Below are 13,201 nucleotides of genomic sequence, written 5' to 3'. Positions count from 1 at the left end.
CTTCAATCGCGTTCGGTGATCATCGTCTCGTGCGGGTATTCGCCGTAAAAGCCGCGCCAGTTGGCGACGGCGAAACCAAATACAACAAGCGCGCCGGCCTGGTGCAGCAGGCCCCAGTGAAGCGGCACCTGCATCAGCAGCGTGGCAATGCCGATTGCCGCCTGAACGGTCACCAGCGCGAAAAGCAGGACGGCGCGGCGGGCATGGGTGGTCCAGGGTGCGGCGCGAAGGGCGATCACCATGTTGATGAGCACCACTGCGAAGAGCGTATAGGCGCCGATGCGGTGGATGAACTGCACGGTTTTCGGATTTTCGAAGGCATTTATCCAGAAGGGCTGCTGAATCAGCAGATCGGAGGGAATGAGGGCGCCATCCATCAGCGGCCAGGTATTGTAGGAAAAACCGGCATCGAGTCCCGCCACTAGGGCGCCGAGATAGATCTGGAACAGCGCGAAAACAGCGATTGCGGCAGCGAAGCCGCGCGAACTGCGTGCCGGCGCCGGATCGTTGGAGTGCGGCGACAGCCCGCGCATGATCCACATGCAGCCGGCAAAGATCAGGCAGGCCATGACGAGATGCGTCGCCAGCCGGTACTGACTGACGTCGGTGCGAACGGAAAGGCCCGAGGACACCATCCACCAGCCGATGAAACCCTGCAGACCGCCGAGCGCCAGGATGCCGACGAGCGGCCAGCGCAGGCGTTTCTCAATCCGCCCCGTCAGCCAGAAATAGAGGAGCGGCAGCGCGAAGATCACGCCGATGCCGCGGGCGATCAGCCGGTGCGCCCATTCCCACCAGAAGATGCTTTTGAACTCGTCGACGCTCATGGAACTGTTCAACTGCTGAAATTCGGGAATACGCTGGTAGAGGCGGAACTCCTCTTCCCATTCCGCGGCTGTCAGCGGCGGAATGACGCCATGGATCGGCTTCCACTCGGTGATCGACAGACCGGAATTGGTCAACCGCGTTGCCCCTCCAACGAGCACGAGACAAAAGAGCGCCAAAAGCACAAAGCCGAGCCACAGCCGCAATGCGCGCCGGTTGCGGTTCTGCTTGCGTACTTCGCTCAGGATCGCCTGTTCCGTGGTGAGGTTCGCGACGGCCATGATGTCTCCTTCTATCCGGCAGTTGATTTGCCCCACCGGCTCATGCAAAACAAGCCCCGAAGCTTTGCGGCATGCCGTCGCGCCGCTCCGCGCTACCCACACAAGAGATAAACAATGCCCGTCCGCCTCCGCAAATTCATCGGCACGATCCTTATCATCGTGCTTGTGCTCGTCTACGCACTGGTGGCGAACACGATCGCGGTGGTGACGCTCGGCAACGCCCCCTGGTGGGGGCACCTGCTCTACTTCTTGCTGACCGGCCTGCTTTGGGTATTGCCGGCAATGGTCATCATCAAGTGGATGGCCGGACCGCGGCAGCAGTAGACCATTAACGACCGAATAACCGTGATCGGCGGAAAACCTCGTCGATGGGCGGCGATTAAACCAAATATACGTCCTGCACACCTACTTTCCCGTTCAGCATTTTGACCGGAGAGTTCCCGTGCAGACGCAAAAGCTCGATTTTGATGAACAGTCGTCGGACGATGGCGCGCCGGCCGATATGGCGATTTCACGCCTACGCCAGGCGAGCATGAAACTTGCCATGGCGAAAATCGACATTACGGTTTTTGACGCGATGGAGCCATTGGAGGATGATTGGCGGGCTCTGGAGACCGATGATCTCCATTCGCTTCATCAGAGCTATGATTGGTGCGCTGCCTGGGTCAATGCCTTTCGCCAGCCGCTGGCGATCCTCAAAGGCACCTATGCCGGGGAGACGGCCTTCATTCTGCCGATCGAGATCGTCAGATCCCGCGGATTGGCCGTCGCAAAGTTCGTCGCTGCCGATCACAGCAATATCAATACCGGTCTGTTCTCCGGCAATTTTGCGGAAAGTGGCGGCAGCATCGATGCGGAGAAGTTCGCGGCGCAGCTTCGGCAGGCCTTAAAGGGCCATGCCGATCTGCTGCTGCTGCAAAACCTTCCGCTGGAATGGCGCGGGAGGCAGACCCCACTCACCGGACTGCCGATGGTGCAAAACCAGAACCACGCCTATCAATTGCCGTTGCTCTCCAATTTCGAGGAGACGCTGAAGCAGCTCAACGCCAAAAGCCGGCGTAAGAAATTCCGCGTTCAATCGAGGCGTCTGGAGGCGGCCGGCGGCGTCGAACACACCATCCCGGAAACATCGGAAGAACAGCACCGCCTGCTCGATATCTTCTTCCGCCTGAAGAGTATTCGCTTCGCCAGCCTTGGCCTGCCCGACGTCTTTGCCGATCGGGAAACACAGGCCTTCCTGCACGGCCTCATCGGTAAGCGGGATGATGCGAGACAGTATCTCGGCCTGCAGATGCATGCGCTGCGGCTGAAGGGCGAGAACAAGGACCGGATCGCTGCGGTCTCGGGCATTTCGCGCAAGGGTGATCACGTCATCTGCCAGTTCGGGGCGATCGACGAAGATCTTGTGCCCGATACCAGCCCCGGCGAATTCCTCTATTGGCAAACCATTTCCGGACTGCACGGCAAAGGCGTCGCGCTGTTCGATTTTGGCCTCGGCGATCAGACCTACAAACGATCCTGGGCGCCGGTTGAGACCGCTCATTACGACGTGGTGCTGCCGGTTTCGCCATTTGGCCTCGCCGCCGGCGCGGCACACCGGATCGTTACCCGGAGCAAGGCGCATATCAAGGCGCGGCCGAAGCTCTATAAATTCGCCCAGGGCATCCGCGCACGGATTGGCTGAGCGTTCTTGGTCTTGCGCATGTCGTTCTTCGCAAAACCGCTGCACAGTTTTGCGCGACATGCTTCAGGCGGCCTGGCCGAGCGCCTGCTCGTCCACTTGGCCGCCCGACATCAGCACGACGCGGTCATAGCCCGCCGCCTGGAATTCCGTCATCAGGGCAACGAAGATCGTCTCCTCTAGCCGCGGTAGGGAGAGGATAATTTCAACATCCCGGCTGCGCGTGAGCCGCGAGACGCCGGCAACGTCGGCCGCACCGCATTCGACCACCACGAGGTCGTAGGCGGCGGCGAGCGCATCGAGCAGCAGCGACAGCCGGTCGACACCGCGCATGGCGCGGCGCACGTCGCTCTGACCCTGCGGGATCAGATGAGCATCGGAAAGACGATCGCTGTGGATCGTGTCGCCGAAGGCCGCCTCGCCGCACAGCAGATCGGTGATGCCAGCCGCGACCTGGTTCTCGGCCATCAGTTCTGTGGGATAGCCGGAGCCGGTCATATCAATCAGAATGACGCGGCGGCCGGCATCGGCGAGCATGCGCGTCAACGAAACCGTCGCCGCCGAACCGTTATCACCAGTTGGAGATACGACGATTGCCAGCGGCGCCCGGCTGCCCGTGAGGTAGTCCGCAACGGAGGCAATGGAAAATTCATTGTCGTCCTCCGGCGCCTCTTCGGCGGCCGCCGTTTCTTCGATCATATCCTTTCCGTCATCCTCCGTGACAACGGCGAGCATGCTCGGCTGGACGGGCCTTCCGGCGGCCGGTGCTGCCTGCGGCACATCCTTGTCTCCGACGACCGTTTCCGCCTCGACCGCGTCACGGGACGCATCGACAGCACGAAGCGCCCGACCGCTGAAGAGTTCGGCGAGCATTGTGACGATGGCGCTCAGGATCAGCGTTGCGACGGCCGCGACGACGACGATCGGAACCACCTTCGGGAAATAGGGATCGACCGGCTCGATGGCCCGGGAAACGATACGGGCGTCAGCCGGGCTGGAATTGCTGTCGGCGCGCGAGGCGGCCTCGCGGTAGCGCACCAGATAGGTTTCGAGCAGCTGGCGCTGGGCGTTTGCCTCGCGCTCGAGCGCGTTGAGGCCGACCTCGTCTTCGCCGGCGCGGGCGCTGTTAGCCTGTACCGCGTCCTTCTGGCGCTCGAGCTCGCTTGCGCGGAGGTCGGCAACTTTCGCCTCATTTTGGATGCTGGCCAGAATCTTCTGCGTCTCCTGGCGGATTTGGCCGCGAATATCGGAGAGCTGGGCGCGCAGACTCTTCAGCCTCGGATGACTGTTGAGAAGGCTGGTCTGCAGATCTGATATTTGCGACTGCAGGCCCGATTCCGTAGCCTTCAGCCGCTGGATCGCCTGGGAAGACATGATGTCAGGCAGCGTATCGGAGGCTTCGCCCGATGACAGCGCATTGCGCACCGCCTGCGCCCTCGCCTCGGCATTGGCCTTGTCGCCCCGCACGCGGGTGAGTTCTGCGGAGATGTCATTAAGCTGCTGGGCGGGAAATGTGGTCGTGCCGTTCGTTTGCAGCAGACCGTGGGTGGTGCGATACTCGGCAACCTTCTTCTCGGCATCGCTGACCTTCTTCCGCAGGTTTTCGATCTCCGGCTCGAGCCAACGCGTCGCTTCCGAATTGGAAGCGAGCTTGGCGCCGCTCTGGGTGGAAAGGTAGACATTCGCCATGGCGTTCGGGATGGCGGCGGCGAGCTTCGGATCCTTCGACGTGAAGTTGATGCCGATGACGCGCGAACCCGGCACCTGATAGACCTGCAGCCGCTCGACAAAAGCATCGATTACTCGTTCTTCCGGCGGGTTCTCCATCGGATTCTTCTTCAGATGCAGATTCACGAGGATGCTGCTCATCGCCGAGCCGTTGGCGGCATCGTCGAATTCCGGCAGATTGTAGAGCTTCAGGTCGTTGATCACCTTCTTGAGGAGATCGGCCGATTGCAGGAGCTGCACCTGGCTGGCGATATTCAGCTCGTCCATCAGCGGCCCGCCGCCGGCTTCGTTCGCCTGCTGGGTACTGGCGAAGGCTGGCGCGCGGGGTTCGATGAGGATGCGTGTTTCGCTGCGATATTGCGGCGAGATGATCTTGGCGCCGGCAAAGGCGACGCCGACCGCCGCAAGCGTGATCGTCAAAATCCTGAGCCGGCGCGCCCACACGGCGCGAACCAACTGGCCGAGGTCGATGTCCACATCCTGATCACGCACTACCCCGGACATGCTCTTACTCCACAACAAAGGTGCCGCAAGCGTAAACGACCATGGTAACGCAACGGTTAATTCGATCTCGCCAAGAAATAGAGGAGATCGGCAAAGAATTGGGGGATTGCCATGCGCCTTTTACCGGGTATTAACCCTAACGGATCGATAACGGCTGCACCGAGTTCATTTTCTGTGAGCACAAGCGGATGTCTGTCGCCCCGCCTAAGATCCTTTTGGCCCTGAGCCTTGCAGCCATGACGGCGGCATTGGGCGGCTGCACGACGTACAAGCCGGCTCCGAAAGCCTTCAACGAGGCAACCATCCAGCCCTATACGCTTGATAGCGGCGATCGGCTGCGCATCACCGTCTTCGACCAGCAGAGCCTAACCAATACCTACACGGTGGACCAGGCCGGTTACATCGCCTTCCCCCTCATCGGTCAGGTCCCTGCCCGCGGCCGAACCCTCCAGCAACTCTCAGGGCAGATCGCCCAGAAACTGCAGCAGGGCTATCTTCGCGATCCCGATGTCACCATCGACGTCGACCGTTACCGTTCGATCTTCATCATGGGCGAAGTCGGCCAGCCCGGCCAATATGCCTATGTTCCGGGCATGACCGTGCAGAATGCCATCGCCGTTGCCGGCGGCTTCTCCAGCCGCGCCAACCAAAGCATGGTCGATGTCACCCGCAAGATAAACGGACAGGTGCTGACCGGCCGCATCAATATATCCGGCCCGATCATCGCGGGCGACACGATCTACGTTCGCGAACGGCTCTTCTGAGCAATGGCAAGAGAGAGGCCGCTCCGCATTCTTCACTGCTTCAGATCGCCGGTCGGCGGAATTTTCCGCCATGTCCGCGACCTGGTCGAGGAACACAGCAAGGCCGGGCATCACATCGGCATTCTCTGCGACAGCTCGACCGGCGGCGAGCACGAGGACAGATTGTTCGACGATATCCGCCCATATCTGTCGCTCGGCCTGACGCGCGTGCCGATCCGCCGCTCGGTCAGCCCGTCCGATATCGCGACGATGTGGGATACGTACAAGAAGATTAAAAGTTTGCGGCCGGATGTGCTGCACGGGCACGGCGCCAAGGGCGGCGTGCTCGCGCGACTTGCCGGCTCAGCCCTGCGGGTGAACAGGTATCGCGTAGCCCGCCTCTATACCGCGCATGGCGGAAGCCTGCATTATTCGCGCTCCTCATTCACAGGACAGTTCGTCCTCAGGATGGAGCGCCTGCAGGAATATTTCACCGATGCGCTGGTCTTCATCTGCGAATACGAGCGCGACACCTATGCCCGCAAGGTGGGCAAGCCGCGGACGAAGACGAAACTGATCTATAACGGCATCGGAGAGCGTGAATTCGAGCCGATCCACACCCGGTCGGATGCCGTGCATTTCATCTATGTCGGGATGCTTCGGGACCTCAAGGGTCCCGATCTGTTTGTCGATGCCTTCGCCAAGACCGAGCGGCTGCTCGGCAGGCCGCTTTCGGCATTGATGATCGGCGACGGACCTGACCGCGACCGCTATCGCGAGATGATGATCGAACGCGGCCTCGGAAAACGGATCGGCATGCTGCCGGCAATGCGTATCCACGAAGCCTTTGCCATGGCGCAAAATCTCGTCGTCCCGTCTCGCGCCGAAGCGATGCCCTATATCGTGCTCGAAGGGCTGGGGGCCGGCAAAACGATCATAGCCAGCCGCGTCGGCGGCATTCCCGAGGTGCTCGGCAAGGACAGTCCGGCTCTTGTAGAGCCCGGCAATTCCGACGATCTCGCTCGCGTCATGGCGGAAGCGCTCAGCACGCCCGGCTGGCACGCCAGAACTATGCCGTCGCATGAGGCAGTAAAGGCCGTGTTTTCCTCGACCGTGATGGCGCGGGATGTCCTGCAATTATACCATGAGCTCGTCAGTCCCGCCGCCGAACAAGCAGTGTTCGTTACCCCGTAAATATTTCTTAGGGGCTTTCTGGTATTTCGCTTGCTGACAACGAGCGACAAAACCCCATGAACAAATTGGAAAAAAGCGATCAATTCGACGTGGAAGTGCTGCGCAAGCAAATTTCCGACATCGAGGCGCGCGGCGACGCAGGTCAGGCCCACTCCGCCGACCCGATCGAAATCAACCCCTATGCCCGGCAGATCGCCGAACAGTTCCGCGACGGCACTCGTTCGCCTGTCATTATTATCGGCCAATTGCGGCTCCTGGAATTCCTGGCGCTCTTTTCGATTGCCCTGATCGTCCGCTACTTCTGGCCGGGCGACGGCAGCGATCCCTTGCTGGTCCGGACGGGCATGGCAGCGATTGCTTCGGCCTCGACCGTCATCGCCCTGCAGCTTGCCGACACCTACACCATTCCCGCACTCCGGGCGAAGCTACGGCTGATGCCCCGCATTCTCGCCTCCTGGACGATTGCGCTTGTCCTCACGATCGGCCTGTTCGCGCTCATTCGTGGCACCACATGGGCGATGGTCGATGCCTATGTCCCATGGTTCACCGTCGGCGTGCTCTTTCTCGCGGCCGAGCGTTTCCTTGTCGCCTACGGCATCCGTAACTGGGCGCGCAACGGCATCATGGAGCGGCGCGCTGTCATCGTCGGCGGCGGCGAACCGGCCAAGGAGCTGATCCGCATCCTCGAACAACAGGCCGACAACGACATTCGCATCTGCGGCATCTTCGACGACCGCGGCGAGAAGCGCTCACCGATCATGGTCGCCGGTTACCCAAAGCTCGGCACCGTGGCGGAACTCGTCGAATTCGTGCGGCTGACGCGCATCGACATGTTGATCATCGCCCTGCCGCTTTCGGCCGAAGCCCGCATCTTCGATCTCCTGAAGAAGCTCTGGGTCCTGCCGGTCGATATCCGGCTTGCGGCGCACGCCAACCGGCTGCGCTTCCGGCCACGCGCCTATTCGCATGTCGGCGCTGTGCCGATGCTCGACATTTTCAAGATGCCGATCCGCGACTGGGATTCCGTCGCCAAACGCGGCTTCGACATCTTTTTCACTCTGGTCGCGCTTGCGCTGCTCTGGCCGCTGATGGCCGCAACCGCGATCGCCATCAAGGCGACCTCGGAAGGTCCTGTCTTCTTCATGCAGAAGCGTCATGGCTTCAACAACGAAGTCATCAATGTCTTCAAGTTCCGCTCGATGTACACCAACATGGCCGACCCCTCAGGCAAGGCCGCGGTGACCAAGGGCGATCCGCGCGTCACCCGTGTCGGAAGGTTCATCCGCAAGACCTCGATCGACGAGCTGCCGCAGCTTTTCAACGTGCTGCGGGGGGAGCTCTCGCTGGTCGGTCCGCGTCCCCATGCGGTTCTTGCACAGGCGCGCGACCGCGCCTTCGCTGATGTCGTCGAAGGCTATTTCGCCCGCCACCGCGTCAAGCCTGGTGTAACCGGTTGGGCGCAGATCAACGGCTGGCGCGGCGAGGTCGATAACGATGAGAAAATCAAGTTCCGCACGGCCTACGATCTCTATTATATCGAGAACTGGTCGCTCTGGTTCGATCTCAAAATCCTGTTCCTGACGCCGATCCGGCTGCTCAACACGGAAAACGCCTATTGAGCGCGATCCAGGCGACATATTCGCGCGTCGCCCAGCCGCAGCGGGCAACGCTGCGGCTGATCGGCTCCGCCTTCGTCGCTTTCGGTGTTTTCCTTTCCGGCTTCGTCATCGATGAGCCGGCGCCCTATGAACTCTGGATGGCGGGGCTGATCGGCCTCTGGTTCATCCTGGGTCTCAGGATTTCGCGCAGCGTCGCGCCGTTGCTTGCCCTTCTGCTCACATTCAATCTCGGTGGCATGCTGTCGCTGACGCAGATGAAGGATCTTGCGACGGCGCCGATGTATATCGCTGTCTCGACCTTCCTGGCGCTGACCGCGGTTTTCTACGGGGCAATCATCGAGGACAGCCATAAGCGGCTGCCGCTGATCTTCAACGCCTGGAGCCTGGCTGCCGTCGTCACGTCGGCGCTTGGCGTACTCGGCTATTTCCACGCCTTTCCCGGCTCGGAAGTGTTCACTCTCTATGACCGCGCCAAAGGCGCATTCCAGGATCCGAACGTCTTCGGCCCCTTCCTGGTGCCGCCGTCGCTCCATCTCATCCACGGCATTCTGGTCGGCGATCTGAAGAAATCGCCGTTGAAGGCAGCCGCCCTTCTCGTGATTGCCCTCGGCATCTTCCTCTCCTTTTCCCGCGCCGCCTGGGGTCTCTTTGCGCTCGGCGTGGTGCTCCTGATTTTCATCATGCTGCTGAAGGAGCGCAGCGGCGCCTTCCGCTTGCGGGTGCTGATCCTGTCACTGGCGGCGATCGTCATGCTGGTCGCATCGCTGCTCGTGGCGCTGCAGATTCCGAAGGTCGCTGAGCTGTTTTCAACACGCGCTCAGCTGGTGCAGCAGTATGACGGCGAACATCTCGGCCGCTTCGAGCGCCACAGGATCGGTTTCACCATGATGATGGAGCGCCCGCTCGGCATCGGTCCGCTCGTGTTCGGCACCATGTTTCCCGAGGACGAGCATAACATCTGGCTGAAGTCGCTCACCTCCTATGGCTGGCTCGGCTTCGTCAGCTATGTCGGAATGCTCCTCTGGACGCTCATCCTGGGTTTCCGGAACCTGCTTCACGACCGGCCGTGGCAACCCTTCCTGATGATTGCCTGGATCTCCGTTCTCGGCCATGCGACGATCGGCAATGTTATCGACATCGACCACTGGCGCCATGTCTATCTGCTCTTCGGCACGGTCTGGGGCTGCGCGGCGCTGGAAGCGCGTCACAGGCGCGGCCGAATGCCCGGAGGAATGGCGTAGTCTTGCCGCATTATGGCGGGCTATTTCGTCGCGCCGGCCGTCAAACCGGCGATAAACCGTCGCTGGAAAACGAGATAGGTCAGGATGAGTGGGGCAATGACAATGACCGCACCGGCGGTCAGAACCGGCGTGTTGACAGTATAACGTCCTTGGAAAAACAGCATGCCGAGGGGCAGTGTCCGATAGGCATCGTCGTTCACCAGAATGAAGGGGATCAGAAACTCGTTCCAGGTCCAGATGAACAGGAAGAGCGCCAGTGTCGACATTGCCGGCATCATCAGCGGAACGACGATCTTGCGCAAAATATAGAAGCGCCCGGCACCATCGAGAACGGCCGCTTCCAGAATTTCTTCTGGCAATTGCTGCATCGCGCTGGCAAGGAAGATCGTCGAGAATGGGATCGACATCGCGATCTGGGGCACAATGACGGCCGCATAGGTGTTGATCAACCCGAGATACCGCATTTCATAATAAAGCGGAATGATGAAGGCCTCCGCCGGCACCATCATGCCGAGCGTCAGGATAGCGAACAGGCTGCGCCTGAGCGGAAAGGACAGATAAGCAAAGGCAAAACCCGTCAGCAGGCCCAGAAAGACGCTTGCCGCGACGACGGGAATGACAACGATGATCGAATTCCAGAAGTAGATGTTGAAATGGCCGGCGTTCCAGGCATCGAGGTAATTTTCGAAATGCGGATATGCCGGGAGCGCGAACGCGCCCTGCAGAACGTCGGCCTTGCTCTTGATCGAGGTGAGCAGCAGAAGCAGGAACGGCGTAATCGTTACGAATGCAAGAAGCCAGAGGACAAGGCGAAGGAAGAGCGGGGCAGCGGGAATGTTGGACTTGCGGCTCATCAAGCCATTCCTTTACTTTTTGAGCCCACCAGCCGGTGAATTGCAAAATTGATGGCGAATGTCAGCAGCGCGCCGACAATGGCGATGGCCGCCGCCGCGCCAAACCGATTGAGCTCAAAACCGAGCTGGTACATGTAGATATTCGGCACGAGCGTGGCATTGGCGGGCCCGCCGCGGGTCATTGTGAAAATCAGGTCGAAACTTTTGATCGACGCGATAACCGTCAGCAGCAAAACCACCCTGATCTCCGGCATGAGAAGCGGCAGCGTTATCCAGACAAACGTCTTTCGCGCCGAAGCACCATCGACCTTCGCAGCATCAAAGAGCGAGGGATCGATGCGTTGGATTCCCGTGAGGAAGATCACCATGCAAAAACCGAAGAAATACCAGGTGGCAACGATCCCGACCGCGGGAAGCACGAAGTTGAAATCTCCCAGCCAAGGGAGTGCGAACATGCCCAAGCCCACCGCTCTCAAAAACTGGTTGAACGGACCGAATGCAGGATTGTAGAGCCATGCCCAGATGATGCCCAACACGGCAGTCGGCATGATATATGGGAGGAACAGGAATGTCCGCAGGGCGAGTTGTTCCCGTTGCTTCAGATTCCAGACGCAGGCGGCAAGACCTATGCCGAGCCCGAGCGGCAGGACGCAATAGAATATCATCAGCTCGGCATTGTTGCGCAAGGCGATGTAAAAACGATCATCGGAAAAGAGATCGATGTAATTGCCGAGGCCAACCCACTTGGGCACGGTCAAGCCGTCCCAACTGGTCAGGCTCAACGCCAAAGCCGCGACAATCGGCCCGAAGACAAAGGCCGCGTAAAGCAGCAATCCGGGGAATAGATAGATCCAATTGGTATGTTCGGAGCCATCAAGTGGGGAGCGCTTCATTCCGGTACTCCATGAAGCCAACGCTATCGTCGTCGTGCAGCAAGCCTGAGATCGCGGCGCTGATTTCTTGAGATGATGTCGACGAGACGCAGGCCGCGGACGGTCGCGGCCTGCGTCCGCGCCATTTATTTCTGACCTTTCAGGTAAGCCTGATAATCCTTGTCCATAGCGTCGACAAAGGCTTCAGGCGTGATCTTGCCGGACAGGAGAAGCGGCGTGTTATCGTCGATTGTCTTCAGCATCGTCGGGCTCGACCAATCGGGATAGTGGCCAAGAGCGTCGTTGGCGTTGAGCGTCTTCCACATCTCGATGCCGGAGCTCAGCAGCGGCGTGAGCTTTGGCTTCGCATCCGCCGCAAGCGACGTTGCCGGAAGATAGCTGGCATTGGCCCAGGCTTCGGCAGCTTTTTCCGAAACCATGTAGTCGATATATTCACCGGCCAGGTCCTGCGTTTTCTGATCTTTGGCAAGGCTTGTTATTGCCCAGGCAAGATCCACGCCTCCGACGCTCAGCGGCTTTGTAATGCCTTTCGGGGCAGGAATGGCCATGAAGCCGATATCCTGGTTGTGCTGCATATCACCGAAATACCAGGTTCCCGAGATCAGGAAGGCGCCCTGCCCCGATATGAAAAGCTGAACGGCGTCGTCACCCGAAATGCCTTCGAAACCGGGATAGAAATAGCCGCCCTGCGCCCATTTCTGCACCAGTTTTGCGGATTCGATGTTGCCTTTGGTATTCCAGGAACCGCCCCTGCCGTAAATCAGATCGTCAAGTTCGGCGCGATTGCCCGCGTCGATATGGGCTTGATCGATGGCACCGATCATGTGCAGGGCGAGATGCTGCTTTGCGCTGCCCATCATGAAGGGCGCCACGCCTTTTTCCTTCAGCTTGTCGAGATCGGCCAAAAGCTCCTCGAAGGTCTTCGGCAGTGCTATGCCGGCGTCGTCGAGGATCTTCTTGTTGTAATAGAGGCCGACGATCTCGGCGAGGCCTGATATGCCGTAGGTTTTGCCGACCCCGAACTTTGGCCCATCCCAGCGATCTCGCGCCAGGACGGAATCGGACTGGCGCTTATCCCAGCTGTATTTCTTGATGTAGTCGTCAACCGGCAGGAGCAGTCCTTCCTTGACCATTGCGCCCATATCGCCGGCGCCCTGGTTGACTTTCGTGACGACCGGGCCGTTCCCTGCCGAAACCGCGAGCTTCAGCGTCAACTTCATGTCATCGAAGGTGCGGGCGGTACGCTTGATCGTAACGCCGGGATGCGCAGCCTCGAACTCTTTGTTCAACTGCTCTATGACCGCACTCTGACCTTCGTAGGTCTGGTCATCCCAAACAGCCAGATCGTCAGCCCTGACGGCTGCCGAAAGGCCAAGATTCATAAGCGCTGCACCAGCAAGCGCGACGGCCGTTTTCATTTGAAATGCCGGCAGCATGTTGATCGATTTCACGCTTCTTTTCATCTGCTCCACCTCACTTGGTTTATTCTCCACTCCCCGCTCGAGCCTTGCGCCAGGCGCCGCCGAACGTTTTCTTCCCCCAGAGCTTTGCCTGACCGGCGAATCTGAGGTAATCGTCAGTGCATCAGCTCCTCTCGCGACCCAAAACGACAAAGCGCCACGCAGGAGGTGGCAAAGT

General features: G+C 59.9%; 11 protein-coding genes. 6 read left to right on the top strand and 5 right to left on the bottom strand.

Translation table 11 applies throughout. The annotated features are described in order from the left end of the window. Positions 1 to 2 precede the first annotated feature (2 nt). A complete protein-coding gene (locus NL154_RS06940; protein WP_434733831.1) occupies positions 3 to 1,106 on the bottom strand; it encodes a COX15/CtaA family protein in 1,104 nt (367 codons plus the stop codon). Positions 1,107 to 1,220: 114 nt separating this feature from the next. Between NL154_RS06940 and NL154_RS06935 the strand changes: the two genes are divergently transcribed. Both NL154_RS06935 and NL154_RS06930 read left to right on the top strand, forming a co-directional pair. Next, complete coding sequence (locus tag NL154_RS06935) at positions 1,221 to 1,430, top strand: DUF2842 domain-containing protein (protein ID WP_221123474.1); 210 nt, start codon at positions 1,221 to 1,223, stop codon at positions 1,428 to 1,430. 118 nt (positions 1,431 to 1,548) lie between these two features. Then, on the top strand, positions 1,549 to 2,790 hold the full coding sequence (locus NL154_RS06930) for a GNAT family N-acetyltransferase (RefSeq protein ID WP_434733830.1): 1,242 nt from the start codon (positions 1,549 to 1,551) through the stop codon (positions 2,788 to 2,790). A 63-nt stretch (positions 2,791 to 2,853) separates the two neighbouring features. Here the strand turns inward: NL154_RS06930 and NL154_RS06925 are convergent, their stop codons facing one another. Then, positions 2,854 to 5,019: a GumC family protein gene (locus NL154_RS06925; protein WP_434733829.1), complete on the bottom strand. Its 2,166-nt coding sequence runs from the start codon at positions 5,017 to 5,019 to the stop codon at positions 2,854 to 2,856. A gap of 188 nt (positions 5,020 to 5,207) precedes the next feature. On the opposite strand from NL154_RS06925, the gene NL154_RS06920 reads away from it, so the two are divergent. From NL154_RS06920 to NL154_RS06905, 4 genes are read left to right on the top strand one after another with little or no spacing between them, the layout of a single operon-like run. Further along, a complete protein-coding gene (locus NL154_RS06920) occupies positions 5,208 to 5,783 on the top strand; it encodes a polysaccharide biosynthesis/export family protein (protein ID WP_012483394.1) in 576 nt (191 codons plus the stop codon). A gap of 3 nt (positions 5,784 to 5,786) precedes the next feature. Then, positions 5,787 to 6,956: a glycosyltransferase gene (locus NL154_RS06915; protein WP_210628329.1), complete on the top strand. Its 1,170-nt coding sequence runs from the start codon at positions 5,787 to 5,789 to the stop codon at positions 6,954 to 6,956. A 56-nt stretch (positions 6,957 to 7,012) separates the two neighbouring features. Next, a complete protein-coding gene (locus NL154_RS06910; protein ID WP_434733828.1) occupies positions 7,013 to 8,575 on the top strand; it encodes an undecaprenyl-phosphate glucose phosphotransferase in 1,563 nt (520 codons plus the stop codon). After that, on the top strand, positions 8,572 to 9,816 hold the full coding sequence (locus tag NL154_RS06905) for an O-antigen ligase family protein (protein WP_210628331.1): 1,245 nt from the start codon (positions 8,572 to 8,574) through the stop codon (positions 9,814 to 9,816). The genes NL154_RS06910 and NL154_RS06905 overlap by 4 nt, the downstream gene beginning before the upstream one ends. A gap of 20 nt (positions 9,817 to 9,836) precedes the next feature. Here NL154_RS06905 and NL154_RS06900 read toward each other — a convergent pair whose 3' ends face one another. The 3 genes from NL154_RS06900 to NL154_RS06890 form a co-directional block, all read right to left on the bottom strand. After that, positions 9,837 to 10,670, bottom strand: a complete 834-nt coding sequence (locus tag NL154_RS06900) for a carbohydrate ABC transporter permease (protein ID WP_210628332.1) — start codon at positions 10,668 to 10,670, stop codon at positions 9,837 to 9,839. Beyond that, a complete protein-coding gene (locus NL154_RS06895; RefSeq protein WP_210631652.1) occupies positions 10,670 to 11,563 on the bottom strand; it encodes a carbohydrate ABC transporter permease in 894 nt (297 codons plus the stop codon). Before NL154_RS06895 ends, NL154_RS06900 begins: the two co-directional genes overlap by 1 nt. Before the next feature lie 125 nt (positions 11,564 to 11,688). Next, complete coding sequence (locus NL154_RS06890; RefSeq protein ID WP_221123470.1) at positions 11,689 to 13,026, bottom strand: extracellular solute-binding protein; 1,338 nt, start codon at positions 13,024 to 13,026, stop codon at positions 11,689 to 11,691. Positions 13,027 to 13,201 lie beyond the last annotated feature (175 nt).

Source organism: Rhizobium sp. YTUHZ044 (genome assembly GCF_051123975.1).
In the GTDB taxonomy this organism is placed as follows: Bacteria; Pseudomonadota; Alphaproteobacteria; order Rhizobiales; family Rhizobiaceae; genus Rhizobium.
This window is presented reverse-complemented; position numbering and strand designations above follow the sequence as displayed.

Coding starts and splice junctions, on each gene's coding strand:
- NL154_RS06940 (WP_434733831.1), bottom strand. CDS start 1,106: ATGGCCGTCGCGAACCTCACCACGGAACAGGCGATCCTGAGCGAAGTA.
- NL154_RS06935 (WP_221123474.1), top strand. CDS start 1,221: ATGCCCGTCCGCCTCCGCAAATTCATCGGCACGATCCTTATCATCGTG.
- NL154_RS06925 (WP_434733829.1), bottom strand. CDS start 5,019: ATGTCCGGGGTAGTGCGTGATCAGGATGTGGACATCGACCTCGGCCAG.
- NL154_RS06920 (WP_012483394.1), top strand. CDS start 5,208: ATGTCTGTCGCCCCGCCTAAGATCCTTTTGGCCCTGAGCCTTGCAGCC.
- NL154_RS06915 (WP_210628329.1), top strand. CDS start 5,787: ATGGCAAGAGAGAGGCCGCTCCGCATTCTTCACTGCTTCAGATCGCCG.
- NL154_RS06910 (WP_434733828.1), top strand. CDS start 7,013: ATGAACAAATTGGAAAAAAGCGATCAATTCGACGTGGAAGTGCTGCGC.
- NL154_RS06900 (WP_210628332.1), bottom strand. CDS start 10,670: ATGAGCCGCAAGTCCAACATTCCCGCTGCCCCGCTCTTCCTTCGCCTT.
- NL154_RS06895 (WP_210631652.1), bottom strand. CDS start 11,563: ATGAAGCGCTCCCCACTTGATGGCTCCGAACATACCAATTGGATCTAT.
- NL154_RS06890 (WP_221123470.1), bottom strand. CDS start 13,026: ATGAAAAGAAGCGTGAAATCGATCAACATGCTGCCGGCATTTCAAATG.